This is a genomic window from Streptomyces sp. NPDC006314 (assembly GCF_040613075.1).
In the GTDB taxonomy this organism is placed as follows: Bacteria; Actinomycetota; Actinomycetes; order Streptomycetales; family Streptomycetaceae; genus Streptomyces.
In genome coordinates, this window is sequence record NZ_JBEXRL010000010.1 from 1 (window position 1) to 26764 (window position 26764).

At 72.4% G+C, this 26764-nt stretch carries 21 protein-coding genes; 7 read left to right on the top strand and 14 right to left on the bottom strand.

What is annotated here, in order from left to right; genetic code table 11:
• Window positions 1-358 precede the first annotated feature (358 nt).
• Window positions 359-1366: a stage II sporulation protein M gene (locus ABZ079_RS19505; protein ID WP_356940682.1), complete on the bottom strand. Its 1008-nt coding sequence runs from the start codon at window positions 1364-1366 to the stop codon at window positions 359-361.
• A 143-nt stretch (window positions 1367-1509) separates the two neighbouring features.
• Between ABZ079_RS19505 and ABZ079_RS19510 the strand changes: the two genes are divergently transcribed.
• Entirely contained in the window at window positions 1510-2481 is a 972-nt protein-coding gene (locus ABZ079_RS19510; protein WP_356940683.1) for an RDD family protein, read from the top strand.
• Window positions 2482-2510: 29 nt separating this feature from the next.
• Here the strand turns inward: ABZ079_RS19510 and ABZ079_RS19515 are convergent, their stop codons facing one another.
• The 8 genes from ABZ079_RS19515 to ABZ079_RS19550 all read right to left on the bottom strand — a co-directional run bounded on the left by ABZ079_RS19515 (window position 2511) and on the right by ABZ079_RS19550 (window position 11490).
• Complete coding sequence (locus ABZ079_RS19515; RefSeq protein ID WP_356940684.1) at window positions 2511-3125, bottom strand: hypothetical protein; 615 nt, start codon at window positions 3123-3125, stop codon at window positions 2511-2513.
• 150 nt (window positions 3126-3275) lie between these two features.
• The gene (ahcY, locus tag ABZ079_RS19520) at window positions 3276-4733 is read right to left on the bottom strand and encodes an adenosylhomocysteinase (protein ID WP_356940685.1); all 1458 of its coding nucleotides are present in this window, start codon (window positions 4731-4733) and stop codon (window positions 3276-3278) included.
• A 606-nt stretch (window positions 4734-5339) separates the two neighbouring features.
• Complete coding sequence (locus ABZ079_RS19525; RefSeq protein ID WP_356940686.1) at window positions 5340-6320, bottom strand: cation diffusion facilitator family transporter; 981 nt, start codon at window positions 6318-6320, stop codon at window positions 5340-5342.
• 146 nt (window positions 6321-6466) lie between these two features.
• The gene (gene manA, locus ABZ079_RS19530) at window positions 6467-7618 is read right to left on the bottom strand and encodes a mannose-6-phosphate isomerase, class I (protein WP_356940687.1); all 1152 of its coding nucleotides are present in this window, start codon (window positions 7616-7618) and stop codon (window positions 6467-6469) included.
• 136 nt (window positions 7619-7754) lie between these two features.
• Window positions 7755-8882 carry an SIS domain-containing protein gene (locus ABZ079_RS19535; RefSeq protein ID WP_356940688.1) on the bottom strand — a complete coding sequence of 376 codons (1128 nt, stop codon included), beginning with the start codon at window positions 8880-8882 and terminating at the stop codon, window positions 7755-7757.
• Between the two features lie 168 nt (window positions 8883-9050).
• Complete coding sequence (locus ABZ079_RS19540) at window positions 9051-9221, bottom strand: Trm112 family protein (RefSeq protein WP_014673093.1); 171 nt, start codon at window positions 9219-9221, stop codon at window positions 9051-9053.
• A gap of 332 nt (window positions 9222-9553) precedes the next feature.
• Window positions 9554-10918, bottom strand: a complete 1365-nt coding sequence (locus ABZ079_RS19545; RefSeq protein ID WP_356940689.1) for a phosphomannomutase/phosphoglucomutase — start codon at window positions 10916-10918, stop codon at window positions 9554-9556.
• Window positions 10919-11061: 143 nt separating this feature from the next.
• A complete protein-coding gene (locus tag ABZ079_RS19550) occupies window positions 11062-11490 on the bottom strand; it encodes a DUF3499 domain-containing protein (RefSeq protein WP_356940942.1) in 429 nt (142 codons plus the stop codon).
• A 350-nt stretch (window positions 11491-11840) separates the two neighbouring features.
• Here ABZ079_RS19550 and ABZ079_RS19555 point away from each other — a divergent pair, with 350 nt between their 5' ends.
• Window positions 11841-12227, top strand: a complete 387-nt coding sequence (locus ABZ079_RS19555; RefSeq protein ID WP_356940690.1) for a metallopeptidase family protein — start codon at window positions 11841-11843, stop codon at window positions 12225-12227.
• Between the two features lie 65 nt (window positions 12228-12292).
• On the opposite strand, the gene ABZ079_RS19560 is transcribed toward ABZ079_RS19555, so the two are convergent.
• The 3 genes from ABZ079_RS19560 to ABZ079_RS19570 form a co-directional block, all read right to left on the bottom strand.
• Entirely contained in the window at window positions 12293-13807 is a 1515-nt protein-coding gene (locus ABZ079_RS19560) for a DUF5719 family protein (RefSeq protein WP_356940691.1), read from the bottom strand.
• Entirely contained in the window at window positions 13804-17547 is a 3744-nt protein-coding gene (locus tag ABZ079_RS19565) for a glycosyltransferase (protein ID WP_356940692.1), read from the bottom strand. Before ABZ079_RS19565 ends, ABZ079_RS19560 begins: the two co-directional genes overlap by 4 nt.
• Window positions 17548-17758: 211 nt before the next feature.
• Window positions 17759-18022, bottom strand: coding sequence for a WhiB family transcriptional regulator (locus ABZ079_RS19570; protein ID WP_003975777.1), 264 nt, complete (start codon window positions 18020-18022; stop codon window positions 17759-17761).
• 673 nt (window positions 18023-18695) lie between these two features.
• On the opposite strand from ABZ079_RS19570, the gene ABZ079_RS19575 reads away from it, so the two are divergent.
• The 4 genes from ABZ079_RS19575 to ABZ079_RS19590 all read left to right on the top strand — a co-directional run bounded on the left by ABZ079_RS19575 (window position 18696) and on the right by ABZ079_RS19590 (window position 22628).
• Window positions 18696-19223 carry a cysteine dioxygenase family protein gene (locus tag ABZ079_RS19575; RefSeq protein ID WP_356940693.1) on the top strand — a complete coding sequence of 176 codons (528 nt, stop codon included), beginning with the start codon at window positions 18696-18698 and terminating at the stop codon, window positions 19221-19223.
• 33 nt (window positions 19224-19256) lie between these two features.
• Complete coding sequence (gene cofD, locus ABZ079_RS19580) at window positions 19257-20216, top strand: 2-phospho-L-lactate transferase (RefSeq protein WP_356940694.1); 960 nt, start codon at window positions 19257-19259, stop codon at window positions 20214-20216.
• Complete coding sequence (locus ABZ079_RS19585) at window positions 20213-21520, top strand: coenzyme F420-0:L-glutamate ligase (RefSeq protein ID WP_356940695.1); 1308 nt, start codon at window positions 20213-20215, stop codon at window positions 21518-21520. Before cofD ends, ABZ079_RS19585 begins: the two co-directional genes overlap by 4 nt.
• An 85-nt stretch (window positions 21521-21605) precedes the next feature.
• Window positions 21606-22628: a DNA-3-methyladenine glycosylase 2 family protein gene (locus tag ABZ079_RS19590; RefSeq protein WP_356940696.1), complete on the top strand. Its 1023-nt coding sequence runs from the start codon at window positions 21606-21608 to the stop codon at window positions 22626-22628.
• 446 nt (window positions 22629-23074) lie between these two features.
• Here ABZ079_RS19590 and ABZ079_RS19595 read toward each other — a convergent pair whose 3' ends face one another.
• Together ABZ079_RS19595 and ABZ079_RS19600 are read right to left on the bottom strand one after the other, a co-directional pair.
• Window positions 23075-24157, bottom strand: coding sequence for an NDP-sugar synthase (locus tag ABZ079_RS19595; RefSeq protein ID WP_356940697.1), 1083 nt, complete (start codon window positions 24155-24157; stop codon window positions 23075-23077).
• A gap of 257 nt (window positions 24158-24414) precedes the next feature.
• Window positions 24415-25830, bottom strand: a complete 1416-nt coding sequence (locus ABZ079_RS19600; protein ID WP_356940698.1) for a peptidoglycan recognition protein — start codon at window positions 25828-25830, stop codon at window positions 24415-24417.
• A gap of 130 nt (window positions 25831-25960) precedes the next feature.
• On the opposite strand from ABZ079_RS19600, the gene ABZ079_RS19605 reads away from it, so the two are divergent.
• Entirely contained in the window at window positions 25961-26716 is a 756-nt protein-coding gene (locus ABZ079_RS19605) for a TIGR03089 family protein (protein WP_356940699.1), read from the top strand.
• Window positions 26717-26764 lie beyond the last annotated feature (48 nt).

Genomic DNA, 26764 nt, shown 5'->3' on the forward strand with positions numbered 1-26764 from the left:
CTCTCGGGCTTTCCTCCGGGCGCTTCCCTTCGGTCTTGCGTTTCCGACTCTATCAGATCTTTTCTCGACCCGATTTCCTCGGTGCTTTCCAGGTTCCCGCTCTCGCGGTTTCCTTTCCGGCGTTTCCGACTTTATCAGAAGTTCTTGGCCGGTCTGACCGGCTGCCATTCTGATTAATCAGAGGATGCTTCTTCGGAATGTCTATAGCGACTTCTCGGAAGCGGAGTAGATCTTAACGGCCGCCTCCGAACCTGTCCAGTTCTAGGCAACTGTTTAAATCTACCTCCCCACGCCTGCCGTGTCAACGGCTCTTGCGGGGCGAAGAGGAGACTAGCAGCCCACAGGGGGTGCACGCACATCAGGCGGCGGTGGGCACGGAGGCGCTGCGCTCCCCCGCATCGAGATCGCCCGTCTCGCCGGCGCGTGCCGCGCGGCCGCCGAGGACGTAGACGTACGTCAGGAATGCCAGCTCGGCCGCGACTCCGATACAGATGCGGGCCCAGGTGGGCAGGCCGGACGGGGTGACGAAGCCTTCGATGGCGCCCGAGACGAACAGGACCAGGGCGAGTCCGATGGCCATGGCGATCGCCGACCGTCCCTCCTCCGCGAGAGCGGTGCGCCGGGTACGAGGTCCGGGGTCGATGAGCGTCCAGCCCAGGCGCAGGCCCGTGCCGGCGGCGACGAAGACCGCGGTCAGTTCGAGCAGACCGTGCGGCAGAACGAGGCCCAGGAAGGTGTCGAGGCGGCCGGCCGAGGACATGAGGCCGAAACCGACACCCAGGTTGAGCATGTTCTCGAAGAGGATGAAGAGCACCGGAAGTCCCAGGAAGACGCCCAGGACCAGGCACATCGCCGCTGCCTGGGCGTTGTTCGTCCACACCTGTGCGGCGAAGGCGGTCGCCGGGTGGCTGGAGTAGTAGGTCTCGTACTCGCCGCCCGGGCGGGTCAGCTCGCGTAGCTGGCTGGGGGCCGCGATGGACGACTGCACATCCGGGCGGGTGCCGATCCACCAGCCCAGGAGGATCGCGACGGCGGTGGAGACGAGCGCGGTGGGTACCCACCAGTGGCGAGCGCGGTACACGGCGGCCGGGAAGCCCTGGCCGAGGAAGCGCGTGACGTCACGCCATGAAGCGCGGCGGGTTCCGGTGACGGCACTACGCGCGCGTGCCACGAGTTGGCTGAGCCGCCCGGTCAGCTGCGGGTCCGGGGCGCTGGATTGGATGAGGGAGAGGTGGGTGGCCGTGTGCTGGTAGAGGGCGACGATTTCGTCGGCTTCGGCTCCATTGAGACGGCGCCGGCGGCGAAGCAAGGCGTCGAGGCGGTCCCATTCGGCACGGTGTAGGGAGACGAAGACGTCCAGGTCCATCGGGTCTGCCTGCTCCTCGGCTGGTCGCCGACTGCTTGTCGTGGATGCTCGTGGGTGCTGTCAGCTTGTCGTACTGCGGCGCGCCGCGCCCACAGCTTGGCAGACTGGCGGTTCACGCGGTGGACCAGGGAAGGACGGCGGGCGTGAGTGAGCTGGTGACGGGCGAGGCGGTGGCGCTCGAGCTACGGCCCGCGAAGCTTCCGAGCAGGGCGCTGGCGGTGTTGCTCGACCTGATGGCTGCCATCGTCGTGTACGTCCTCGTGACCGCGGTGCTGGTGGCGACGACGTCGTCTTTGGACGAGGCCGCGCAGGTGGCGTTGTCGATCGCGACGTTTCTGCTGGTGCTGGTCGGCGGGCCCATCGCGGTGGAGACGCTCAGTCATGGACGTTCGCTGGGGAAGCTGGCGTTCGGGCTGCGGGTGGTGCGGGACGACGGTGGGCCGATCCGGTTCCGGCACGCGCTGGTGCGGGGCGCGATCGGTGTCGTCGAGATCCTGATGACGTTCGGCGTGGTGGCCTGCGTCGCCTCGCTGGCGTCGGCACGCGGGCGGCGGCTCGGGGACGTGTTCGCGGGCACCCTGGTCGTGCGCGAGCGGATACCCGTCGGACGGGCCGGTTTCGTTCCGCCTCCGCCCCCGTGGCTCGCGGGCCGGTTCACCGGGCTGGATCTGTCGGCGGTTCCGGACGGACTGTGGCTCGCCGTGCGGCAGTACCTGACGCGGATGCGGCAGCTGGATCCGCAGGTTTCCCTGGGTATGGCGCAGCGGCTCGCGGACGACCTCGCGGTCCGGACGGGGGCCCCGGTGCCGCGGGGGGTTCCGCCGGCCGCCTTCCTGGCGGCCGTGGTGCACGAGCGGCAGTCCCGGGATGCCCGGCAGGCGTTCGGCGCCGGTGCGTTCGCCCCCCTCGTGGCACAGCCGGTTGCGCCGGCCGCGTATCGGCCTCCGGCGGGGGCCTGGCCGCAGAGTTCCGTTCAGCCGGCTCAGGCGCAGAGCTGGGTGCGACAGCCCCAGGCGGCGTCCCAGGCAGAGGCCTCGCTCCCGCCGTCGGCGGCGCCGGTGCCGGACGAGCCGCCTGCCGAGCGCCCGGCCACCGGGTTCGCACCCCCGGCATAGGGCACCGGTGCGCTCGGTCGGCGTGGTGTTCAGTCGAACCGCGACGGCGGTGACTGAAGGTCTTCCAGTTCGATCCCCGGCGCGGCCAGGACGACGTCGCCGGCGATGTGGACGGAGTGCCGTTCGCCGGTGTCCAGGGCGGTGACCTGGTATTCGTCCACGGTCAGAGGGCCGTTGTCAGTGGCGTGTGCTTCGCTGTTCACCAGAGCCCAGGACTGGTCCACGGTGCGGGGGGCGAGCACCGGATCCGTGAAGGCGACCAGGCGTACGCGGGTCGCGGCTGCAGAGGGGGTGGGGCGCAGGAGACGGGCGGTGGCGACGAGGAACGCGGGGGACGTGCCGGTGAAGGCGTGGGCGCGCGCATTGCCTTCGGTGGCATGGGTTCCGGTGGGGTCGGTGCGGACCCAGGTCACACCGTCGAGGGCGGCGCCGCGCACCTGCCAGCCTCCCGCGTGAAGTTCGAGGCGGATGGGCCGGCCGAGGTCGTCCAGGGCCAGGTCGACCGAGCCGCGGTGGTCGCCGGCGGGGGTCGTCAGCTGGGAGACATAGCGCCAGCCGGACGGGCCGGGGGCGCACTGGAAGTGCTCTTCTGCCAGGGGGGTGTGATCGTGCGGATCGTGGAGCGAATAGCGGCCGCGGGGCATGAGGGTCCTGGGTCTTGACGGGCTGGTCGAGCCACAGCGGCCAAAGGGGCAGGCCCCCGGCACGGGGGTGCGGGGGCCTGCCTCGGAGGTACTGCCGCTGGGGAGCGCGTCGGCGCACCGACGCGCTCGCCACAGGCTGCGCGGGGCTGCTCAGTAGCGGTAGTGGTCCGGCTTGTACGGGCCGTCGACCTCGACGCCGATGTACGCGGCCTGCTCCGGGCGCAGCTTGGTGAGCTTGACGCCGAGCGCGTCCAGGTGGAGGCGGGCGACCCTCTCGTCGAGGTGCTTGGGCAGCACGTAGACGCCGATCGGGTACTCGTCGGGCTTGGTGAACAGCTCGATCTGGGCCAGGGTCTGGTCCGCGAAGGAGTTGGACATCACGAACGACGGGTGGCCGGTGGCGTTGCCGAGGTTCAGCAGGCGGCCCTCGGACAGCACGATGATCTTCTTGCCGTCCGGGAAGGTCCAGGTGTGGACCTGCGGCTTGACCTCGTCCTTGACGATGCCGGGGATCTTGGCGAGGCCGGCCATGTCGATCTCGTTGTCGAAGTGGCCGATGTTGCCGACGATCGCCTGGTGCTTCATCTTCGCCATGTCCGACGCAAGGATGATGTCCTTGTTGCCGGTGGTGGTGATGAAGATGTCGGCGGTCTCGACGACCTCGTCCAGGGTGGTGACCTGGTAGCCGTCCATCGCCGCCTGCAGGGCGCAGATCGGGTCGATCTCGGTGATGATCACGCGAGCGCCCTGGCCGCGCAGGGACTCGGCGCAGCCCTTGCCGACGTCGCCGTAGCCGCACACGACGGCGGTCTTGCCGCCGATCAGGACGTCGGTGGCGCGGTTGATGCCGTCGACCAGGGAGTGGCGGCAGCCGTACTTGTTGTCGAACTTCGACTTGGTGACGGCGTCGTTGACGTTGATCGCCGGGAAGAGGAGGGAGCCCTCGCGCTGCATCTCGTACAGGCGGTGGACACCCGTGGTGGTCTCCTCGGTGACGCCACGGATCTCGGAGGCCAGCTGGGTCCACTTCTGGGGGTTCTCGCCCAGGGTGCGGTGGAGCAGTTGGAGGATGACGCGGTGCTCATCGGACTCGGCGGTGTCGACGGAGGGGACCTCGCCGGCCTTCTCGTACTCGACGCCCTTGTGGACGAGGAGCGTGGCGTCGCCGCCATCGTCGAGGATCATGTTCGGGCCGCCGGTGGGGCTGTCCGGCCAGGTCAGCGCCTGCTCGGTGCACCACCAGTACTCCTCCAGGGTTTCGCCCTTCCAGGCGAAGACCGGGATGCCCTGCGGGTTGTCGGGCGTGCCGTTCGGGCCGACGGCGATGGCGGCGGCCGCGTGGTCCTGCGTGGAGAAGATGTTGCAGGAGGCCCAGCGGACCTGCGCGCCCAGGGCGGCCAGGGTCTCGATGAGGACGGCGGTCTGCACCGTCATGTGCAGGGAACCGGTGACGCGGGCGCCGGCCAGCGGCTGCGTCTCGGCGTACTCCTTGCGGATGGCCATCAGGCCGGGCATCTCGTGCTCGGCGAGGGTGATCTCCTTGCGGCCGAACTCGGCCAGCGAGAGGTCGGCGACCTTGAAGTCCTGTCGGTTGTCGACAGTCGTCATTGCGAGCTGCTCCTCGGGATTGGGGCGAGGTGGGTACGGCTGGTCTGCGCGGCGGCGGACACAGGGGTGCCCGAGAAGAGGACACAGGCATGCCCACGTGCGCGCAGCGCAGTCCGTCGGAGGCCCTCTCTCCCTCGGCCGGTCCACCAAGGACCGCCCGACCGCCATCAGCAGCGACGTCTGGCTCCGTCCCAAGCTACACCGGAGGACCCGGTCGCCCCCAGTCCGCCTTCGCGCACTTCGAGCCGTACGGAAGTCGGCTTCGAGGCGGGGTGCGAGGGCAGGAGGGGATGCCGGCGGTTGTGCGGAAACCGTGGAGCCAGAGCGTGCTCGGAGTCGGCAGACCAGTCTGAACTGGGACTTCTGCGTCTTCGGCCCGGCGGCGGGGTGATGCGGGACGCAGAGGGATCGGGACCTGCGGTTCCTTTCGCGGGGGGACCGGCGGACGGCATCAGCGTGGTGCTGGTTCTCACCGGGGCATGGGACTGGGAGGCGGCGCCGTGGCGGTACGGCGGCGGAAGGCGCCGCCGATACCGCCGCCGCTTTGGCCCGTGCAGCCGACTCAGCCGGGAGGGCTCGCACGGTACGAGACCTGCGGTTCGTCCCTCAGTGCCCGGCCGCGTGCGGGTTGGGGCCGCCCGGGGTCGCCTCAGGGTCCGGGCCCTTGGTGGCCTCGGCCTCGCTGTAGATGTCCGGTTCCAGGTAGATGACCCGGGCGATGGGGACGGCGGCGCGGATACGGGCCTCGGCGGCGTTTATGGCCTTCGTGACCTCGGCGGCCGTGTCGTCGTGCTGGACGGCGATCTTGGCGGCGACCAGCAGTTCCTCGGGGCCGAGGTGCAGCGTGCGCATGTGGATGACGCCGCTGACCGTGTCGCCGTCGACGATCGCGGCCTCGATCTTCTTGACCTCCTCGAGGCCGGCGGCCTCGCCGAGCAGCAGTGACTTGGTCTCGGCGGCCAGGACGAGGGCGATGAGGACGAGGAGGACACCGATGCAGACGGTGCCGATGCCGTCCCAGATGCCGTCGCCCGTGAGCAGGGCGAGGCCGACCCCGCCGAGGGCGAGGACCAGACCGATGAGCGCGCCGAAGTCCTCCAGGAGGACGACCGGCAGCTCAGGGGCCTTGGCGCGGCGGATGAACTGCGACCAGGACAGCTTGCCGCGCAGTTCGTTGGACTCCTTGATGGCCGTGCGGAAGGAGAAGCCCTCGGCGATGATCGCGAAGGTGAGGACGCCGACCGGCCAGTACCAGTGCTCGAGTTCGTGCGGGTGGCGGACCTTCTCGTAGCCCTCGTAGATGGCGAACATGCCGCCGATGGAGAAGAGGACGATCGAGACGAGGAAGGCGTAGATGTACCGCTCGCGGCCGTAGCCGAAGGGGTGCTGCGGAGTCGCCTCGCGCTGGGCCTTCTTGCCGCCGACCAGCAGCAGGAACTGGTTGCCGGAGTCGGCGAGCGAGTGGACGCCCTCGGCGAGCATCGAGGAGGAGCCGCTGAACGCGAACGCCACGAACTTCGATGCCGCGATCGCGAGATTGGCGCCGAGTGCCGCCACGATCGCCCTTGTACCGCCTGACGCGCTCATGTTCCGCGTTGTCCCTTCACCTCTGGCGACGGTCGCCCTGTACGCCCACGCCGTCTGAACGTGTGCCCCGCTTTACCCGGCCTTTGCCGGTGGGTCATTGTTGCAGCCCGGCCGGGCACTGGCTCGTCAGGTATCCACAACCCCGGTCATACGATCACAGTGGCGCGGAACACAGTGCCCGCACCCGAGATCTCCGCCTTCTCACCCGCCGGAACGAACACCGACTGACCTGGACTCAGCTCCAGTTCGCCCGCCCGGACGGAACCGGCCGTGCAGAGCAGGATCTGCGGGGTGTGACGGGTGACGTCGTGGGCGCTGCCGCCCTCGGGCAGGACGTACCGGGAGAGCCGGAACTCGTCGATCGGCGTCTCGTAGACCTCCTCGCCGTCCGGGGACGCCTCCGGGCGCAGCACGCAGGGGTCGCTCGCCTCCAAGCGGACGATCCGCAGGAGTTCGGGGACGTCGACGTGTTTGGGGGTCAGGCCGCAGCGCAGGACGTTGTCGGAGTTGGCCATGATCTCGACGCCGAGGCCGCTGAGGTAGGCGTGCGGGATGCCGGCGCCGAGGAACAGGGCCTCGCCGGGCTGCAGGCGGACGTGGTTGAGCAGCATGGCCGCGATGACGCCGGGGTCGCCCGGGTAGTGGTGGGCGATGTCGGCGTAGGGGGCGTAGTCGCCGCCGAGGCGGGTGCAGGCGGCGGTGGCCTCGGCCACCGTGTGGGCCATCTCCTCCGGGTCGGCGGTGAGGATCGCGGTCAGGACCTCGCGCAGGGCCGCGTCCTCGGGGTGGGCGTGCAGGAGGTCGGCGTACGGCTTGAGGGAGTCGACACCGAGGCCGTCGAGCAGGCCGGCGGCCCGGACCGGGTCACGGAAGCCGCACAGGCCGTCGAACTCCGTGAGGGCGCAGAGCAGTTCGGGCTTGTGGTTGGCGTCCTTGTAGTTGCGGTGCGGGGCGTCGATCGGGATGCCGCGGCGCTCCTCGTCGGCGTAACCCTCCTTGGCCTGCTCCAGGTTGGGATGCACCTGGAGGGAGAGGGGCGCGCCGGCCGCGAGGATCTTGAGCAGGAACGGGAGGTGGGGGCCGAACCTGGCCACCGCGCGGGCGCCGAGTTCCTGGTCCGGGTCGGCCTCGATGACCTCGACGAGCGTTCCACGCGTGGTGCGGGAAGGGGCGCCCGGGTGCGCGCCCATCCACATCTCCGCCTGGGGTTCGCCGGTCGGCTCGACACCGAGGAGGTGCGGGATGGCGGTGGGGGAACCCCAGGCGTAGGGGCGGATGGTGTTGCCGAGGCGGTCCATGTGTCTTCTCTGCTCCGTACGTACGCTGCTCAGCCGGCGTCGGGCCTGTCCCCGGTCGCTGTGCCGCTGCCTGTACCGGCCCCCGTCCCTGTGCCGGTCGCGGGCGCGGGCGCGGGTGGTCCGGCCTCGAACAAGGTCAGGCCCTGGAAGCGAGCGCCAGGTAAACGGCGGCGAAATCCGTGACGGCGATCAGTTCCGCGAGGGTCTCCAGTTCGCCGCCCTCCTCCGGTTCGAGTTCACTGATGGGCGTGTCGTGGCTGAGGGCCACGTCACGGGCGGCGGGGGCGGCGGTGAGGCCGCCGAGCGGGCGGTCGCGGAGCAGCACTACGCGCGCGTGCAGCGCGGGAGGCTCCTCCACGCGGTCGCGGAAGAAGTCGTCCGGGTTGGCGCTGGCGGCGAGCGGGCCGGCCAGCAGGGCGCTGTGCGCGGCGAGCGCCTCGGGAAGTTCGGCGACAAGCGTGGGGCGGCCGGCGAGTTCGGCGAGGGCGGCGGCGAACCGGCGGCCCGCCGGGCCCGCCGAGATGCCCTCCGTCCACACGACGGGAAGCGCGTCGGCCAGTTCGGCGGCGAGGGTCTTGGCCGGGTTGCTGTAGGTCGCGATGGCGGGGCCGCAGCGCTCCGCGATCTGGTCCAGGCGGTCGGCGACCTTCTCCAGGGCGTCCGGTGGGGCGCCGATCAGGCCGATGCGGTCCAGGAGCGCCAGGAGCGGGGTCATCAGGGCCCAGAAGACGCCCGGGGAGGACGCGGCGAGCGGTTCCTCCTGGTCGTACGGTGCCGTCGCCATCGGTACGAACAGACCGTGCGCGCCGGCGACCGCCTCGGCGAGCGGGGTGCCGGGCGGTGCCACGGCGACGACCGAGCAGCCGCGGCGGTACGCCTGGTCGGCGAGCAGGGAGAGGCTGGGTTCGCTCCCGTCCGGGGTGGCGATCAGGAGCAGATCGACGGAACCGGCCCAGCCCGGGAGTTCCCAGCGCAGGGCGCCTGCGGCCGGGGCGACGCCGGTGGGGGCCAGACGGACGACGGGGCTGCCGGCGCCGGCCAGTGTGCCGAGGAGGTCGGCGGTGTGGGTGGCGGCGGCGCCGGGGCCCGCGATCAGGACGGCGCGGGGGCGGCCGTCGGGTTTGAGGTTGCCCACGCCGGCCTCGGCCGCGTGCCGGGCGGCGGTGCGGACGCGGGCGCCGGCCTCCGCCGCGCCACGCAGCAGGCCTCGGCGGTCGGCCTCGGCGAGGCCCTCCGGGGTGTCGAGCAGCGATTCGTCCAGCATGGGCGGCAGCCTCTTCCGATCGCCATGGTCCTGTGCGGGGGTGCTGGGGGTGCCTGGTCGCCTACGGGCGGAGTGCCACCGTTGGAGGTGGCGGCGCCGCGTCCCGTATCAGTGGCAGCGCCTCGTCTGCGCGTGGTCGCGCCTCGTCGCTAGGAGTGAACCGTCTCGTCACTCGGGGCGGCGGGCCTCGTCCACCAGCAGGACCGGGATGCCGTCGCGGACCGGGTAGGCGAGGCCGCAGTCCTGGCCCGTGCAGATCAGCTCGGTGTCCTGCTCCTTCAGGGGGGCGTGGCAGGCCGGGCAGGCGAGGATCTCCAGAAGGCCGGCTTCGAGCGGCATGGGGTGTCCCTTTCGGAGGCGGGTACGGCTCTGTGGATGTGCTGGTCAGCGTACCGCTGGCAGGGCCGCGCCGGAGGGTTCGGCCGGCTTCCGTCGCTCTCCCGGGGGCTCCGCCCCCCGGACCACCGGTCCTCTGCCCGCCCACCACGCGACTCGGTTGGCTGGAAATAAAGCGAGGCAGCCACCCGACTCGGTGGGCTGCGAGGTGGGGCAGCGCCCGGCCGGGTGGGCCGAAGGATGAGGCAGGCACCGGCCCGGTGGGCTGAAGGGTGAGCCGCGGAACCGACGGATGCCGGCAGGCAACGATGGGCGGTTCGATCCGTCGGGTGGGGTCAGGCTCGGATGATCCCGAGGGCCTCGTCCCTGATCCTGGTCATCGTGGCCTCGTCCTTCGCCTCCGCGTTCAGGCGGAGGAGGGGCTCCGTGTTGGAGGGGCGGACGTTGAACCACCAGTCGGCCGCGGCCACCGTGAGGCCGTCGAGGTCGTCGAGGATGACGTCGGCGCGGCCCTCGTACGCGGTGCGGATCGCGGCGAGGCGGGCGGTCTGGTCGGCGACCGTGGAGTTGATCTCGCCGGAGCCCCTGTAGCGGTCGTACTGGGCGACGAGGGAGGAGAGGGGGCCCTTCTGGCCGCCGAGGGCCGCGAGGACGTGGAGGGCGGCCAGCATGCCCGTGTCGGCGTTCCAGAAGTCCTTGAAGTAGTAGTGGGCGGAGTGCTCGCCGCCGAAGATCGCGCCGGTGCGGGCCATCTCGGCCTTGATGAAGGAGTGGCCGACGCGGGTACGGGCCGGGGTCCCGCCGTTCTCCCGCACCACCTCGGGAACCGTGCGGGACGTGATCAGGTTGTGGATGATCGTGCCCTTGCCGCCGTTGCGGGCCAGTTCACGCGCGGCGACCAGCGCGGTGATCGCGGACGGGGAGACCGGGTCGCCGTGCTCGTCCACGACGAAGCAGCGGTCGGCGTCGCCGTCGAAGGCGATGCCGAGGTCGGCGCCCTCCACCGGAACCCGCTTCTGCAGATCCACAAGGTTGGCCGGGTCGAGCGGGTTGGCCTCGTGGTTCGGGAACGTGCCGTCCAGTTCGAAGTACATCGGGACGAGGGTCAGGGGCAGGCCGGCGAAGACCGTGGGAACCGTGTGGCCGCCCATGCCGTTACCGGCGTCGACCACGACCTTCAGGGGGCGGATGGAGGTCAGGTCGACAAGGGAACGCAGATGCGCCGCGTAGTCCTCCAACGTCTCGCGGGCGGTGAGGGTTCCGGGCTCGGCGACCGGCTCGGGGGCGCCCGACTCCACCCACTTCTCCACCAGTTCACGGATCTGTGCGAGGCCGGTGTCCTGACCGACGGGGGCGGCGCCCGCGCGGCACAGCTTGATGCCGTTGTACTGGGCCGGGTTGTGGGAGGCCGTGAACATCGCGCCGGGCAGGTTCAGCGCACCCGAGGCGTAGTACAGCTGGTCCGTGGAGCACAGGCCGATCTCGGTGACGTCCGCCCCGCGGTTCGCCGCGCCCCGCGCGAAGGCGCGCGACAGGCCGGGGGACGAGGGCCGCATGTCGTGGCCGACGACGATCGCCGCCGCACCCGTCACCTCCGTGAAGGCAGCACCGAAGAGTCCGGCCAGTGTCTCGTCCCACTGGTCCGGCACCACTCCGCGTACGTCGTACGCCTTCACGATCTGCGACAGATCAGCAGCCACGGTCAACCCTCCTGAAGTCCTATGGGTGCCCACAAACTACCCGCCGGGGGTAAGCGGCAGGTGCGCGGACACCGGGTGAAGGCTCAGTGGGCTCCGAGCCGTACCGAGGGGACGGCCGGGTGCGGGCGGTGGTGTGGGATGGCTCAGTTGTCGGGGGAGCGCAGGACCCGCAGGTGGCCGCGGCGGGCGACCTCCATGGGGTCCACCGTGCGGGCTCCGCCGCCGGCCGCCCCTGCCGCCCGCTCCTGCGGGCGGGCCGCTTCACGCACCGCGTTGGCAAGCGCTTCCAGATCGTCCCCACTGGGCCGCGCGGGAGCGGAACCGTCGAGGAGGCGGACGACCTCCCAGCCGCGCGGGGCGGTCAGGCGCTCGGAGTGCTCGGCGCACAGGTCGTAGCAGTGGGGTTCGGCGTAGGTGGCGAGCGGGCCGAGGACCGCGGTCGAGTCGGCGTAGACGTACGTCAGCGTCGCGACGGCGGGTCGGCCGCAGGCGGTGCGCGAACAGCGACGTACAGGGCTCACGACGTTGGACGGTACCGCACTCTTGAGCGGGCCGCGACGACTCTCCCCCAGGTCACTCCACCGTGTCGTACTGTGAAACGCCCCACATACCCCTTCTCGCAGAACGCGCTGACCTGCGGGTACGGATTGTCGGCGGATCCGCGGAGCGACTGCGTCCGGTCACGAGCCGGCACAAACACCGTCAATTGCCTTGAGATCGGCGGTCTTGGAGGGTTACGGAAACGAGCCAGACCTTGGCTGGAATGGTCATCCTGTGACAGGGGATGTGCCGGTGGCCGGTTGCCGCGTGGGACCGGGCGGGCAGAGCGCGCGGCGACTACGCTTCACCAGTGATGGACAACCGTGTACCTCCCCGTGCCGCCGGCCCCGGGCCCCGTCGTCGTGATCGTCACGGGCGGGGCATGCGGGGGCCGATCGCACCGCCTCAGGTGCCGCTGGCGGCCAGCCGTGCCGAGGTGTTCGCGGATCTGGTGCAGGACTCCGTGGACCGCCTCGAACGGCGGTGGCCGCAGCTGGCAGACATCGATTTCCTCGTGCTGGAGGTGCCTCGGCTGGAGGGCCGGGGCGATCAGGCGGCATGGGGGGACGACGCCGTGCCGCTCGGCGGGATCATCCCTGCGCGCGACGGGCGGCGGCCGCGGGTGGTCGTGTACCGGCGGCCGGTGGAGATCCGGACCAAGGGGCGGGACGAGCGGGCCGCCCTGGTGCACGAGGTGGTCGTGGAGCAGGTGGCCGAGTTGCTGGGGCTCACGCCGGAGACGGTGGATCCGCGGTACGGGGAGGACTAGGCCGGGCCGTTGCCCTGTGCCGGCCCGCCGCGTGGGCCTGTGGCTCCCGTAGCGCTGTGTCTCCCCTACTTCTGCAGCACCGACAGGTCCTCCTCCGTCTTCGGTACGGCCACCGTCCCCCGGTCGTTCGGGAGGGTCTGGATGGTGAAGCCGGGGATGCCGGCCTCTGTGGCCGAGAGGGTGCGGGAGCCGTAGACAGGGCCGCCGGAGACGGGTTCCACGGTCAGGGCGTAGGTGCCCTCCAGGCCGGACGGGGCCGGGGCGTCTATGTTCTGGGTGGTGCCCGACTTGATCGTGTAGGTCTTCGTCACCGTGGTGCCGCCCTCGCTGCCCGCCGAGGCCGTCACCTTGACCGTGGCGGTGGCGGTGGGGGCCGTGAGCGCGAGGGTCGTGCCCTTGGCGCTGTTGTCGGCCGAGGTCGCGCGCGTGCCGACGGGGGCCGTGGCGGGGATGTAGGCCGTCTCCCGCTTGTCGCCCTTGCCGCGGACGACACGCAGGGCCGCGACGACCGGGGCGGCCTGGTCGGTGGGGGTGAGGACCAGGGAGCCCGCCTCGCCGCGGGTGACGTCGCCGAGGTCGGCCGCGGCGGTCATGCCGGACTTGACGTGCAGGGTCTCGTTCCCGGCCGGGGTGATCAGGCCGTCGGGCGAGGCCAGGCGAACCTTCAGGTCGGCGTCGTCGTCGCCGGGTGTGAAGGCGATCAGGCGGACATCGGTGGCGTCCTTGGGGATGCCGGGCAGGACCAGGCTGCCGGCCGGGTCGGTGGCCGCGGCCAGCCAGTCGCCGCCGGTTTTGTCGTCCAGGGCCTGCACGGCCGCGCCGACCCGGCCACTGCGCACGCTGACGTGCACGGTCAGATCGCTCTGGTGCTCGTCGGTGAGCGTGGAGAGCAGGATCGGCTCGCTCGTGTGCGGCTTGATCGTGAGGTTCTCCCCCAGCGGGGATGTGATCGCTCCGTCCTTGCCGTACAGCTCGATGTCGACGACGGCTGCGGAGTCGTCCGGGTTGGTCAGATGTACGTAGTCGGTGCGGCCGGTGGCCGTACCGGCGCCGGGGAACCAGAACTCGGTGTCCGCTGCGGTGCAGTTCACGCCGTGGAGGCCACGGCCGGTGCCGACGGCGACCTCGGTGGTCTCCTGGACGGTCCAGCCGGGCGCGAACCCCCCGTCGGCGGTGCCGATCAGCGCGGGCGCGTCGGAGCCGGAGGTGTCGCCGGTGACCGGCGTGCCCGGCGCCTTGGGAGTGAGCACCGTCTGGTCCGACTTCTTCTTGGCCCTGCCCCTCTGGCTCTTCCGGGAGTCGTCCGCGGCGTCCGCCGACTGCTCGGTGGCCGCCTGGAGTTCGGCCTTTCCGCTGTTCGCGGTGCCCTTGGTGACGGGCGTGAACGAGGTGTACGACGTCTCGGCGATCTCCGAGACGCTCGGCGCCGGGCACAGCAGGCTGGTGCGTTCCACGGGCAGTTGGGCGGCTGCCTTGGGTGCGGACGCGCCGGACGCGGACGGGGTGTCGAAGGCGGCGAACGCGGTGACGGCGGCCAGCGCGGTGGTGCCGGCGATCAGGGACAGGGTGGTGCGCTTCACTGCTGGCTCCCGTCGGGGCGCTCGCCGCCGTTGCCGTGGGGGTGCTGGGCCGGGTCGTAGCCCTGCTGGGCGGGGTCGTACGCCGGGTCGTAGTCCTGCTGGTAGGCCGTCGGGTCGTATGGCACCTGGTCGGCCGTGCCGCCGTAGGCGTAGGGGTCGTACGGGGCCGCCTGGTAGGGGTCGGGCGGGTAGGCCTGCTGGTCGTAACCGGAACTCTGGTGCTGCCCACCGCCCTGGTACTGGTCGGTTCCGTAGCCGGTGTATCCGGCGTTCGCGTAGGTGGCCGGGTCCCACTCCTCGTAGGACTGCTCGTGCGGTACGGCGGCCGGGGCCTGTGCCGGGGACGACGGGGTGCCGGACTGCTCCTCGGCGGCCGGTTCGTCGGCCTGGGCGCGCAGCCGACGGGCGCGGCGGCCCTCGCCCGCGGTGGCCTGCGCGGGCAGCGGCTGCTCCTCGGCGGCCGGTTCCTCGGCCTGGGCGCGCAGCCGACGGGCCCGGCGGCCCTCGCCCGCGGTGGCCTGCGCGGGCAGCGGCTGCTCCTCGGGGAGGTCGTCGTCGACGTCGCGGCGGCGGCCGGGCAGGGCGAGGACGACCAGGACGACGGCGAGCGCGCCCTGCACCCACAGCCAGGCGGTGTGGCCGATCGGGTCGTCGTGGACGACGTCCAGCCTGCCGCCGCCCGCGGGCAGCTGGAAGCCCTGGGCCCAGCCGTCGACGGTGGTACGGGTGAGCGACTTGCCGTCGAGGGTGGCCGTCCAGCCGTCGGAGGCGCTGTCGGCCAGGCGCAGGACACGGCTGCCGGAGCCGGAGGGGATCGTCGTGTGGACCTCCACCGGTCCCGCGGTGAGCGGCTGGGCCTTGCCCGAGCCGTCGGCGGGCACGATGGCGGCGCGGGAGACCTCCTGGTCGACGCGCCACAGGGCGCTGCCGTCCTGCTGGCTGAGCCGGGCCAGGCCGGGGGTGGCGTCGAGGACGCGGGTGATCTCGCGGGGCGCGCCCTTGTGGACGAGGACGTACCGCACGGCGAATCCGCCGAGTTCATCGGCCTGGTCGGCGCCGGAGCCGGCGACGAGGTTGGCGACGACCTTGGCCAGGCGCGCGTTCTCGCCGCCGGCGGCGGCGAGTTCGGCGTCTCCGAGGCGGGCGCCGGAGCCCCGGACCAGGGTGTAGCGCACGCGCGCGGTGGAGTCGCTGTCGAGGACGAGGGTGCGCGCCTGGTCGCCGCCGGTGGAGTCCTCGGCGACGAAGGCGGGCACCTGGGCCGGGTCGCGGCGCTCCAGGGGGCCGTCGGCGCCGCGGATCATCCAGCCCGCGGCGACGAGGAGCGGGCCGGCGGCGGAGGCGAAGGCGATCAGGGCGGCGACGGGCTGACGCCAGCCGAAGCTCTGCTCGGCCACGCGGGCGCGTGCGCCGTCGGCACCGAGGGCGGCGGCGGCCAGCAGGGCGATGCCGTAGACGAGGGTGGCCGGGCCGGCCCAGGCGGACTGGTTGGACAGGACGGCGAAGACGAGGCCCAGCAGCGCCACGGCCCAGGCGGTGCGGATGCCCAGCTGCCGCTCGGAGCGCAGGAGCGCGCCGAGGGCGGCGAGCACGATGCCGATGAGCATCAGGCCGTGCACGGTACCGGGGCCGCCCGGGCTGGAGCCGAGCAGATCCAGCGCGGAGGCGGTCGAGGGGCCGTACTCCAGGCCCGCCTCCTGGAAGAAGCCGGTCGGGAGCAGGGTCAGCGACCAGGGGGCGAGGACGAGCAGCGGGGTGCCGAGCTGAGCGAGGAAGCGCAGGCCGTGGGCGAGGAGGTCGCCGCGGCGCAGGACGAGCACACCGAGGCCGAGGATCAGCGCGAGGGGCCAGACGATCGGGGTGAAGGCGGTGGTGATGGTCAGCAGCAGCGCGTATGCCCAGGTGGCGCGCCAGCTGCCGCGGGCGCCGGTGCGGCTCGCGAGGCCGCTCGCGGCGATGCCGGCGCGCGCGATGAGCGGGAGCAGCACGGCGAGGACCGCGGTGCCGACGCGGCCGCCGGCCAGGGCGCCGGTGGTGGCGGGCAGGAAGGCGTAGGCGATGGCCGCCCAGGCGCGCAGCAGCCGGGAGGTGACGAGCGGCCGGGAGGCGAAGTAGGCGGTGCCTCCGGCGAGCGGCACCGAGCAGACCAGCAGGACGGTGACGGTGAGTCCGGCGGAGCCGAACAGGAGGGAGGCGAGGGTCGCGAGGACCGCGATGTAGGGCGGTGCGGACGGGGTGCCGCCGGCGCCGACCGGGTGCCAGGAGTCCAGGTAGCGGGACCACAGGTCGCCGGCGTCGGCGGGGGCGGGGAGCAGGGCGCCGCCCGCGAGCGCGCCGCCGCCGAGCAGGGCGCGGCAGGCGGCCAGGGAGGCCAGCAGCAGGACGACGAAGAGCACGGGGCCGGGTTTGCGGGCGATCCGCTTGAGCCGGGCGAACTGCTCGACCTCCAGGAAGTCGGCGTCGTCGTCGCCGGGCCCGGACTCCACGGCGCCGCCGTGCCGGCCGGCCGAGGAGGTGTCGGTGTCGGAGCCGCTGGTGAAGTTGCCCGCGAGCTGTTCCACGGTGGCCCGTACGGTGGCACCCGGCGGCGGGAAGAGCTGGCGCAGTTCGGCCTTGTCGATCTGGGCGGGGCCGCGGCGGCGCCGTGCGGCGATGATCCGCTCGGGCCGCAGCAGGGTGCTCAGCAGGCCGCGGATCTCGTCGACGGCCTGGCCGGGCACCTTGCCGACGAGGTAGGCGACGGTCCGCAGGAGCGTGCCGAGTACGAGCCGCAGCAGCACCCAGGGCAGCGCGACGGTACGGGTGTTGGCGAGCAGGGTGTAGACGGCGCCCGCCTTGTCGACCTTGTGCGGGGAGGCGACGGTGCGGCCCGCGCAGTCGACGGTGCGGCGCTCGCGGGAGGCGGCCTCGGCGTGCCGGACGACCGCCTCGGGGGCGACCAGGACGCGGTGGCCGGCCGTGTGGGCGCGCCAGCACAGGTCGACGTCGTCGCGCATCAGGGGCAGCCGGCGGTCGAAGCCGCCGAGCTGTTCGAAGACGTCGCGGCGGATGAGCATGCCGGCGGTGGAGACGGACAGCACGGTGCGGACGTGGTCGTGCTGGCCCTGGTCCTGTTCCCGGCGGTCCAGGCCGGTCCAGCGGCGGCCGGAGTTGGCGATGGAGACGCCGACCTCCAGCAGCTGCCGGCGGTCGTACCAGCCGCGCAGCTTGGGGCCGACGACCGCCACGTCGTCACGGCCGAGTTCGAGTTCGTTGTCGACGACCCGGAGCAGCTGCGCGAGGGCGTCGGGTTCGGGGGCGCAGTCGTCGTGCAGCAGCCACAGCCACTGGATGGGCTCGCCGTGCGGCAGTTCCGGCAGGTCGTAGGCGTCGTCGCGCCACGAGCGCGTGACCGGGTCCCAGCCGCTGGGGCGCTTGAGGTACGGCAGCTCTTCCGGGGTGAGGACCGGGGCGGTGCGGCTCGCCTCCTCCACGGCCTGGCCGAAGCCCGTGCGGCGGGCGAGGTGCAGCACATTGCCGTCGCCGAGGGCGTCGGTGAGCAGCTGGGCGGAGTCGTCCGCGCTGCCGGTGTCGGCGGCCACCGCGTGCTGGACGGGGCGCTCCTGGCCGAGCAGGCCGGCGAGCGCGTCGGGCAGCCAGCGGGCACCGTCGTGGGAGACGAGGACCGCGGTCACCACATGACGCGGGAACTCAGGGGTGGCAGCGTCGTGTTGGGCTGCCGCATGGCTGTGCACGGACATCGAGGTACGGGCCCCGGTTCGATGGACTGCGGTGGACGCCTGTGTCTCCTCGTGCGTCAAGGGGACAGCCGGGCGTCTCGGACGAGCGACCACACTATCGGCTGGCCATGACGACGGCCCGCCGCCTGTGGATAACCCACCGGCGACGGGCCGTTCGCGACGGTTCCGCGGGGTGTACGCGTGCGCGTGTGCGCGCGTGGGTGCGCGTGTTTCAGACGGCGGCCTTCTTGAGTCTGCGGCGTTCGCGCTCGGACAGGCCGCCCCAGATACCGAAGCGCTCGTCGTTGGCGAGGGCGTACTCGAGGCACTCGGAGCGGACCTCGCAGGCGAGGCAGACCTTCTTCGCCTCTCTGGTGGAGCCGCCCTTCTCGGGGAAGAAGGACTCGGGGTCGGTCTGGGCGCACAGCGCGCGCTCCTGCCAGCCGAGTTCCTCGTCCGCGTCGTCGACCAGCAGTTGCTGCACCAGCTCGGTCATGTGCGCCCCTCGTCTGTCTTCACGTCCCCGTGCGTAGCCGTTACCGATTTCGGCTGAACGACACGAGTGAAATTACAAGTGTGCTGCTCCGGGCGAGTCAAGCCGAGATCTGCTATTGGGCCCGTTATTCACTCTGCGGAACCAAGGCCATGCAGAAAGTGTTCAAATCGCCATAAACCTCGACGTGCAGACGAGACCTACGGGGCGGCTGGACCCCGTACGCATCTCTGTACGGACAAGGACGCCTCCGTGTTCGATCGCGTTCCGCGAGGCTCGAGCGCGCTCGGATGTGCCCCATGTGTCCCGGCATCCCGGTGAACAAACCTTTCACCTGTCAGATGAACCGGATGAGGTGAAACACGTCCCACATACCGGTCGTCGAGTTGACACTGCGGGTGTGAACCGATGTCCTAGTGGGCATGCTCGCGAACTTGGCACTCACCTCGACCCGCCCCGCCGGGTCCCACGGTGCCGCCCGCGCGCGCTGTAGCTGTTGTTGTCCCAGCTGTTGAGCCACGCTCGCTCCGGCTGTTCCCGAGTCCGTTTCGACTCGGTCGCGTTTCCCTCTTCGTGATCCCTCATCCAGGGCACCCCGTCCGCCCGAGACCCGGGCTGACCGTACGCGTCCCCCAGCTCCAGCCCCCACTTCTTCCGTCGAGGACCACCGCATCCGATGAACAGCGACAACGACCTCCAGATCGCCGGCGACATCCTCGAAGTCCCGCACCTGCTCCAGCCGCCGCGCGAGCACCCGGCCACCGTCGCCGAGTTCGTGGGGCTCGCCCGCTCGATCGCCGCCGACCGCTCCCAGTGGGCGCATCTCGTCCGCTACGACGCCACCACCCGCTGGTACCACCGGCTGCGCACCGGACCCGGCTACGAGGTGTGGCTGCTGTCCTGGGTGCCCGGGCAGGGCAGCGGACTGCACGACCACGGCCCCTCCTCCGGTGTCCTCACCGTCCTGGAGGGCGCTCTCACCGAGCGCACCGAGCGGGGCACGCGCGCGTTGGCGGCGGGCACGCAGCGGGTGTTCGCGCCGGGCTACGTGCACGAGGTCGTCAACGACGCCCTGGAGCCGGCGGTCAGCCTGCACGTGTACTACCCCGGCCTGACCGAGATGCCGATGCTCCCCCAGTCTCGGCCTTCGACCGCGGGGACCCCCGTCTCGCCGCACTGCGAGGCGCGTCCGGCGACTGCCTGACGCGTTCTCGGACCCGCCTGCCAGACTTGTCCCATGCGCATTGTGGTTCTGGCAGGCGGCATCGGTGGTGCCCGGTTCCTGCGCGGTCTGAAGCAGGCCGTGCCGGACGCGGACGTCACGGTGATCGGCAACACCGGCGACGACATCCACCTCTTCGGGCTGAAGGTCTGCCCGGACCTGGACACGGTGATGTACACGCTGGGCGGCGGCATCAACGAGGAGCAGGGCTGGGGACGGACCGACGAGACCTTCCACCTCAAGGAGGAGCTGACGGCCTACGGGGTCGGCCCGGACTGGTTCGGGCTCGGCGACCGGGACTTCGCCACGCACATCGTGCGGACGCAGATGCTGAGCGCCGGCTATCCGCTGAGCGCGGTCACCGAGGCGCTGTGCGACCGCTGGAAGCCGGGCGTGAAGCTGATCCCGATGACCGACGACCGCGTGGAGACGCACGTCGCGGTGGAGGTCGACGGTGAGCGCAAGGCCGTGCACTTCCAGGAGTACTGGGTGCGACTGCGGGCCTCCGTCCCCGCCGAGGCCGTGGTCCCGGTCGGCGCCGAGCGGGCCAAGCCCGCGCCGGGCGTCCTGGAGGCGATCGCCGAGGCCGACGTCATCCTCTTCCCCCCGTCCAACCCGGTCGTGTCCATCGGCACGATCCTCGCCGTGCCGGGCGTCCGGGAGGCCATCGCGGACGCGGGCGTACCGGTGATCGGCCTCTCCCCCATCGTCGGGGACGCGCCCGTGCGCGGGATGGCCGACAAGGTGCTCGCCGCAGTCGGCGTGGAGTCGACGGCCGCCGCGGTCGCCGAGCACTACGGCTCCGGGCTGCTGGACGGCTGGCTGGTGGACACGGTGGACGCGGCCGTGATCGAGCGGGTCGAGGCGGACGGCATCCGCTGCCGGGCCGTACCGCTGATGATGACCGACGTGGACGCGGCCGCGCAGATGGCGCGGGAGGCACTGGCACTGGCCGAGGAGGTGCGGGGAGCGTGAGCGAGGAGCGCCCGGAGTACTCGGTCCGGGCCCTGACGGGCATTCCCGAGGTCCAGCCGGGCGACGACCTCGCCAAGCTGATCGCCGCCGCCGGACCGGGACTTGCGGACGGAGACGTGCTGCTCGTCACCTCCAAGATCGTCTCCAAGGCCGAGGGCCGGATCGTGCGGGCGGCCGACCGGGAGGCGGCCATCGACGCCGAGACGGTCCGGGTCGTGGCCCGGCGCGGCGCCCTGCGCATCGTGGAGAACCGGCAGGGCCTGGTCATGGCCGCCGCCGGGGTCGACGCCTCCAACACCCCCGCCGGCACGGTGCTCCTCCTGCCGGAGGACCCGGACGCGTCCGCGCGCGCGATCCGCGACGGCCTGCGCGACGCCCTCGGCGTCAACGTCGGTGTCGTCGTCACCGACACCTTCGGGCGACCCTGGCGCGCGGGGCTCACGGACGTCGCGATCGGCGCCGCCGGGGTGCGCGTGCTGGACGATCTGCGCGGTGGCACGGACGCGTACGGCAATCCGCTCAGCGCGACCGTCGTGGCCACGGCGGACGAGCTGGCCGCCGCAGGTGACCTGGTCAAGGGGAAGGCAGCCGGGCGGCCGGTCGCCGTGGTGCGCGGGCTGCCCCACGTCGTGGACGGCGAGGACGGCGAGGGCGCGCGGGTGCTGGTGCGCACCGCGCGCGACGACATGTTCCGGCTCGGCACCTCCGAGGCGGTCCGGGAGGCCGTGACCCAGCGGCGCACCGTACGGGCCTTCACCGACGAGCCCGTGGACCCCGGCGCGGTACGGCGCGCGGTGGCGGCGGCGGTCACCGCGCCCGCCCCGCACCACACCACGCCGTGGCGGTTCGTGCTGCTGGAGTCGGAGGAGTCCCGGACCCGGCTGCTGGACGCGATGCGGGACGCCTGGATCGCCGACCTGCGCCGGGACGGCAAGAGCGAGGAGTCCATCGCCAAGCGCGTCCGCCGCGGGGACGTCCTGCGCCACGCGCCCCACCTCGTCGTGCCCTGCCTCGTCATGGACGGCTCCCACCGTTACGGGGACGCGCGGCGGGACGGCGCCGAGCGGGAGATGTTCGTCGTCGCGATGGGCGCGGGTGTGCAGAACCTCCTGGTCGCGCTGGCCGGGGAGCGGCTGGGTTCGGCATGGGTGTCGTCCACGATGTTCTGCCGGGACGTGGTGCGCGAGGTGCTCGGGCTGCCGGCGGAGTGGGAACCCATGGGCGCGGTGGCGGTCGGTCATCCGGCGGAGGAGCCGAGACCGCGGCCGGAGCGGGACGCGGCGGCCTTCGTCGAGGTGCGGTGAGTTCCCGCGTATGCGTTCCGTGGATGCGTTCCGCGGCGACCGCCTAGTCTCATAGGACGGCCCCCGCACCCCTAGGACCTCACCAGTGGCAGGACGTTTCACCCCGCGTCACCCGCGTACGACCGTGCGCCGCGGGCAGGTCGGCGTACCCGCGGGGGTGCGCGCCGGGATACCGCGGCAGGCGACGGCCCCGGTGCGGGTACGCCGGTGGGTGCCGGACGGGCCGCTCGACCTCGGCCTGGTGCTCGGGCCGCTCCGGCGTGGGCCCGCCGACCCGACGTTCCGGGCCACGGCGGACGGGTCCGTGTGGCGGGCCGCCCGCACGCCCGCCGGGCCGGGGACGCTGCGGGTGCGCGCGCACGGCGGTGAGGTGTTCGGTGAGGCATGGGGGCCGGGTGCCGAGTGGCTGCTGGACCGGCTGCCCGAGTTGCTCGGCGCGGCCGACGAGCCGGACGCGTTCGTGCCCCGGCACCGGGTGGTGGCGCTGGCGCGGCACCGGCGGCCGGGGTTGCGGCTGACGCGGACCGGGCTGGTGCTGGAGTCCTTGATCCCGTCGGTGCTGGAGCAGAAGGTCACGACGGATGAGGCGTACCGGGCGTGGCGGCTGCTCGTACGGAGGTTCGGGGAGCCGGCGCCGGGGCCCGCGGGGGTGGGCGAACGGCCGATGTGGGTGATGCCCGCACCGCGGACCTGGGCGCTGATCCCCTCCTGGGAGTGGCACCGGGCCGGGGTCGACGACAAGCGGGCGTCGACGATTCTGCGGGCCGTGCGGGTCGCCGCGCGGCTGGAGCAGGCTGTGGGGATGCCGGCGGCCGAGGCTCAGGCGCGGCTGGAGGTCGTGCCCGGGATCGGGCCATGGACGTCGGCGGAGGTCGTGCAGCGCAGTCATGGGGCGCCGGATGCGGTGACGGTCGGGGATCTGCATCTGCCGGGGATCGTGGGGTGGGCGCTCGCGGGGGATCGTCATGCCGACGATGCGGTGATGCTTCGGTTGCTGGAGCCGTATGCGGGGCAGCGGCATCGGGCTGCCCGGTTGATTCTGCTCAGCGGGCAGGTGCCGGCTCGGCGGGCACCGAAGATGCCTCGGGTGGACATCGGGTTGCTGTGAGGCGCCCTGTGCCGGTGCCTTCCTCACCGCTCCGCGCTTTCCCGGCGCCCTGTGCCACGGCTGAGCGGCGGCGTCCGCTCGCCCACGCCGGCGGGGTGCCGCTGCGCTCCGGCCGGCCGGGGGCCGGTCGCGCACCGGCGCGGGCCGGGTGCCGCTGCGCCCACCCGTGCCGCCCGAGCGCCGGCGGCTACGCGGGTATCACTGGATGGGTACGGCTGCGCGCAGCCGTGTGGGTGCGGCTCTGCGGCTGCGGTTGACCGGCCGGTGACGGCACAGCGCTCCGCAGGGGTGCGGGGAACCGGCCCCCTGGGGGCGCCGGGAACTGCGCGATCAGCCACCGATCAGGCGCGGATGACCTTCGGTCGGGGGCGCCCACGGACGATGGGGCCTGGGGCGCGGCCCGAGAGACGGCGCCCCCGGGCCCGGCGCGGCTCCGCTCGGCTCGGCTACTGGTCGGAAGAGAAGCGCACCGCCCCCGCCGGGATGCGGGCGTCGCACCACACCCGTACTCCCTCGCGCAGTTCGTTGTCGGCGCCCACGATCGCGCCGTCGCCGATCACCGTGCCGGTGAGGACGGAGCGTTCGCCGACGCGGGCGCGGGAGCCGATGAGCGAGTCGGTGATGACGGCGCCCGGTTCGATGACGGCGCCGGGGAGGATGATGGAGCCGAAGACGCAGGCGCCCTCCGCCACGAACGCGCCCTCGCCCACCACCGTGCCGCCCGTCAGCTTGGCGTCGGCGGCGACCGTCGCCGTGGGCAGGACGAGCCGGTCGCCGCAGCGGCCCGGGACGGCCGGGGAGGGGGCACGGCCGAGGACCAGGTCGGCCGAGCCGCGCACGAAGGCGGCCGGGGTGCCGAGGTCCAGCCAGTACGTGGAGTCGACCAGGCCCTGGAGGTGGGCGCCGGCGGCAAGGAGGCCGGGGAAGGTCTCGCGTTCCACGGACACCGGGCGGCCCGCCGGGATCGTGTCGATGACCGAGCGGCGGAAGACGTACGCCCCTGCGTTGATCTGGTCGGTGACGATCTCCTCCGGCGTCTGCGGCTTCTCCAGGAAGGCGAGGACGCGGCCGGTCTCGTCCGTCGGGACCAGGCCGTAGGCGCGCGGGTCGGTCACCTTGGTCAGGTGCAGGGAGATGTCCGCGCCCGTCGACTCGTGGGTGTCGACCAGGGCCCGGATGTCCAGGCCCGTCAGGATGTCGCCGTTGAAGATCAGCACCGGGTCGTCGGGGCCGGAGTGGAGGCGCGAGGCCACGTTGCGGATCGCGCCGCCCGTGCCGAGGGGCTCCTCCTCGGTCACGTACTCGATGTGCAGACCGAGGGAGGCGCCGTCGCCGAAGTGGGGCTCGAAGACCTCGGCGAGGTAGCTCGTCGCGAGGACGATGTGCTCGACGCCCGCCGCTCTCGCTCTCGCCAGTTGGTGGGTGAGGAACGGCACCCCGGCCGCCGGGACCATGGGCTTGGGAGTGTGCACCGTGAGCGGGCGCAGCCGGGTGCCTTTGCCGCCGACCAGGAGGATCGCTTCTGTCACCTGTCGTCTCTGCTTCCTGCCGGGACCGGCCGAACTACTCGTCACTACACGTTTCGGCCGGTCAGTGTATGCAGTCCGTGCGACGACGCCTCGACGGCCGCGCGGTGTCCCGCGGGATCGGTGTGCGGAACCCCCGGCCGACCCCGGCCGACCCCGTCCGGTCCCGGCCGACCGCCGGCCGATCCCTCGGTCGCGCCGTCCCGTGCCCCGAGCCGCCCTCATCGGTTCCCCGGCGGCGGTGAACGCGCGCCCCGGCCTCAGCGCCCCTGGTACCGCGCCGCGTTGGCACGGGCCGTGCCGAGTCTGGCGTAGAGCGACTTTCCGGGGCACTCGGTGGCGAATCCGTCCCGATGGCCGGAGATCACGTTCAGTCGCACGTTCCTCCCCTTGGGGTAGAGATTGCCACCGCCCGACGTGAGATACGTCTTTCCGCGCGGATTGGCCCCGTAGAGCCCGAGCTTCCACGCGGTGAGCTTGGCGATCGCCGTCACCGCCGCACCGGGCGGCTTGCTCACGCCGAAGCTGCCGATCACGGCGATGCCCATGCTGTTGGCGTTGAACCCGAGGGTGTGCGCGCCTTGGACCGCCTTCGTCACGCCTCCGGCCCGGCCCTCGTAGATGGTTCCGCACTTGTCGATGAGGAAGTTGTAGCCGATGTCCCGCCAGCCCATGCTCTTGACGTGGTAGCGGTAGATACTGCGGATGACGGAGGGGGCCTGGGAGCACGTGTACCTGTTGCCCGAGGCCGTGTGGTGCACGAATGCCGCCTTGACCTTCTTCGTGTAGACGAACCCGCTTTCGCGCAGTGACTCGTCCGCGCCCCAGCCCCGGCGTGTGACGATCCGCGGGCGGGGCCCGATGTACGGCTTCGCCCCCACCGAGCCCCGGAGCAGGCCGAGTTCCCGCTCGGTGTCCCACTGGCCCAGCGCGGGGATCTCCGTGGCGCCGATGTGGGTGATGTCGGTGTTGGTGGCGGAGGCGGCGATCGCCGCGTCCGTGTAAAGCCCGGTGCGGGGTGGTGCGTCGACCGGTGCGTCCTCCGGTGGTTCCCCGTCCCCCGGATCGACGAGCTCCAGGCGCAGCCCCGAGGGCAGCACGGCCCGCGGCCCTCCGCTGCTGCTGCCCCGCGCGCTGGCGGTGTCCGCACGGACCCGTACGTCCACGCCGTCCGAGTCGCCCACCCACAGCGGCGCGGTCGCCCCGTGCACGCGCCGCGAGGTCCGCTCCGCCGTGCCCGGGTCGGCGCCGTGGTCGGCGTTGTGGGTCTCGACGTCCTGCCAGCCGGACCACCTCCCCGTCGCCGCGGACCGGGTGCGCACCTGGACCCGGCCGTGCAACTCGGTGTCCGGGTCGTCCCAGACGACCCCGACCAGCGAGAAGCGTTCGATGTCGGCGCGGTACAGACCCTGCTCCGGGGCCGTGCCGAGGACGCGGTCCGGGGAGAGGGGCACAAGCGGCAGCGAGCGGGTGCTGCCCGCAACCGCGGGCTCGGCGGACGCGGAGATGGCGCCGCCCGGGAAGGGTACGGCGGTCGCGGAGGGTGTGGACGGCGCGGCGGCCGCGGGCAGGGCCATGGGGAGTGCGAGGGCCGCGGCGCACGTGACGCCGATCGAGGAGGCGACGAGCGAGGGGGCGCCGATGGAGGAAGGGAAGGAAGCAAGGAATCCACGCATGTCCATGATCCTGGACATAGTCATATTAATCTGTCCATCGGTGAACTGACGGGCCGTCGGCAGAACGTTCCGCCGAACCGGTGGCCCCGGCACCCGGTGCGCGCACCCGCCCGCGCGTACCCTGTCCCGCGTGAACGCCACCGATCGCACCCCTGCCGACCTGCTGACTTCCGCGCTCGCCGCGGACCCCGGCCGCCCTCTGGTGACCTTCTACGACGACGCCACGGGCGAACGTGTCGAACTGTCCGTCGCCACCTTCGCCAATTGGGTGGCCAAGACCGCCAACCTTCTTCAGGGCGACCTCTCCGCCGGGCCCGGTGACCGGGTCGCACTGCTGCTGCCCGCGCACTGGCAGACAGCGGTGTGGCTGCTGGCCTGTTCCTCGGTCGGCGCGATCGCGGACGTCGCCGGGGACCCGGCGGCGGCCGACGTGGTGGTCAGCGGGCCGGACGCACTGGAGGCCGCGCGGGCCTGCCGTGGCGAGCGGGTCGCGCTGGCGCTGCGGCCGCTCGGCGGGCGGTTCCCGCAGACGCCGGAGGGTTTCATCGACTACGCCGTGGAAGTGCCGGGCCAGGGTGACCGGTTCGCCCCGTTCGCGCCGGTGGATCCGGAGGAGCCGGCGCTCGTCGTGGCCGGCCGGGAGTTCAGCGGGTCCGAGGTCGCCGAGCTGGCCTCGGCGGAGGCGCCGTCGCTGGGCTTGACCGGGCCCGGGTCCCGGATGCTGTCGACCCTTCCTTACGACACCTGGGAGGGGCTCAGCGCGGGGCTGTACTCGCCGTTGGCCGTCGGGGGTTCGGTGGTGCTGTGCCGGCATCTCGACCGGCTGGAGGAGGAGGCCCTCGCCCAGCGGATCGAGAGCGAGAGGGTGACCGCGGTGCTGCGGTAGGTCCGCTTCGCGGATGCGGTGCGCTGCGGCTCGGCGCGCCCACCCGGC

Bases quoted from the DNA above. Each gene is read 5' to 3' on its own strand.
- ABZ079_RS19565 (WP_356940692.1), bottom strand. From the start codon at position 17,547: ATGTCCGTGCACAGCCATGCGGCAGCCCAACACGACGCTGCCACCCCT.
- cofD (WP_356940694.1), top strand. From the start codon at position 19,257: ATGCGCATTGTGGTTCTGGCAGGCGGCATCGGTGGTGCCCGGTTCCTG.
- ABZ079_RS19540 (WP_014673093.1), bottom strand. From the start codon at position 9,221: ATGCCGCTCGAAGCCGGCCTTCTGGAGATCCTCGCCTGCCCGGCCTGC.
- ABZ079_RS19515 (WP_356940684.1), bottom strand. From the start codon at position 3,125: ATGCCCCGCGGCCGCTATTCGCTCCACGATCCGCACGATCACACCCCC.
- ABZ079_RS19555 (WP_356940690.1), top strand. From the start codon at position 11,841: ATGCGGGGGCCGATCGCACCGCCTCAGGTGCCGCTGGCGGCCAGCCGT.
- ABZ079_RS19575 (WP_356940693.1), top strand. From the start codon at position 18,696: ATGAACAGCGACAACGACCTCCAGATCGCCGGCGACATCCTCGAAGTC.
- ABZ079_RS19570 (WP_003975777.1), bottom strand. From the start codon at position 18,022: ATGACCGAGCTGGTGCAGCAACTGCTGGTCGACGACGCGGACGAGGAA.
- ABZ079_RS19600 (WP_356940698.1), bottom strand. From the start codon at position 25,830: ATGCGTGGATTCCTTGCTTCCTTCCCTTCCTCCATCGGCGCCCCCTCG.
- ABZ079_RS19505 (WP_356940682.1), bottom strand. From the start codon at position 1,366: ATGGACCTGGACGTCTTCGTCTCCCTACACCGTGCCGAATGGGACCGC.
- ABZ079_RS19535 (WP_356940688.1), bottom strand. From the start codon at position 8,882: ATGCTGGACGAATCGCTGCTCGACACCCCGGAGGGCCTCGCCGAGGCC.
- ABZ079_RS19525 (WP_356940686.1), bottom strand. From the start codon at position 6,320: ATGAGCGCGTCAGGCGGTACAAGGGCGATCGTGGCGGCACTCGGCGCC.
- ahcY (WP_356940685.1), bottom strand. From the start codon at position 4,733: ATGACGACTGTCGACAACCGACAGGACTTCAAGGTCGCCGACCTCTCG.
- manA (WP_356940687.1), bottom strand. From the start codon at position 7,618: ATGGACCGCCTCGGCAACACCATCCGCCCCTACGCCTGGGGTTCCCCC.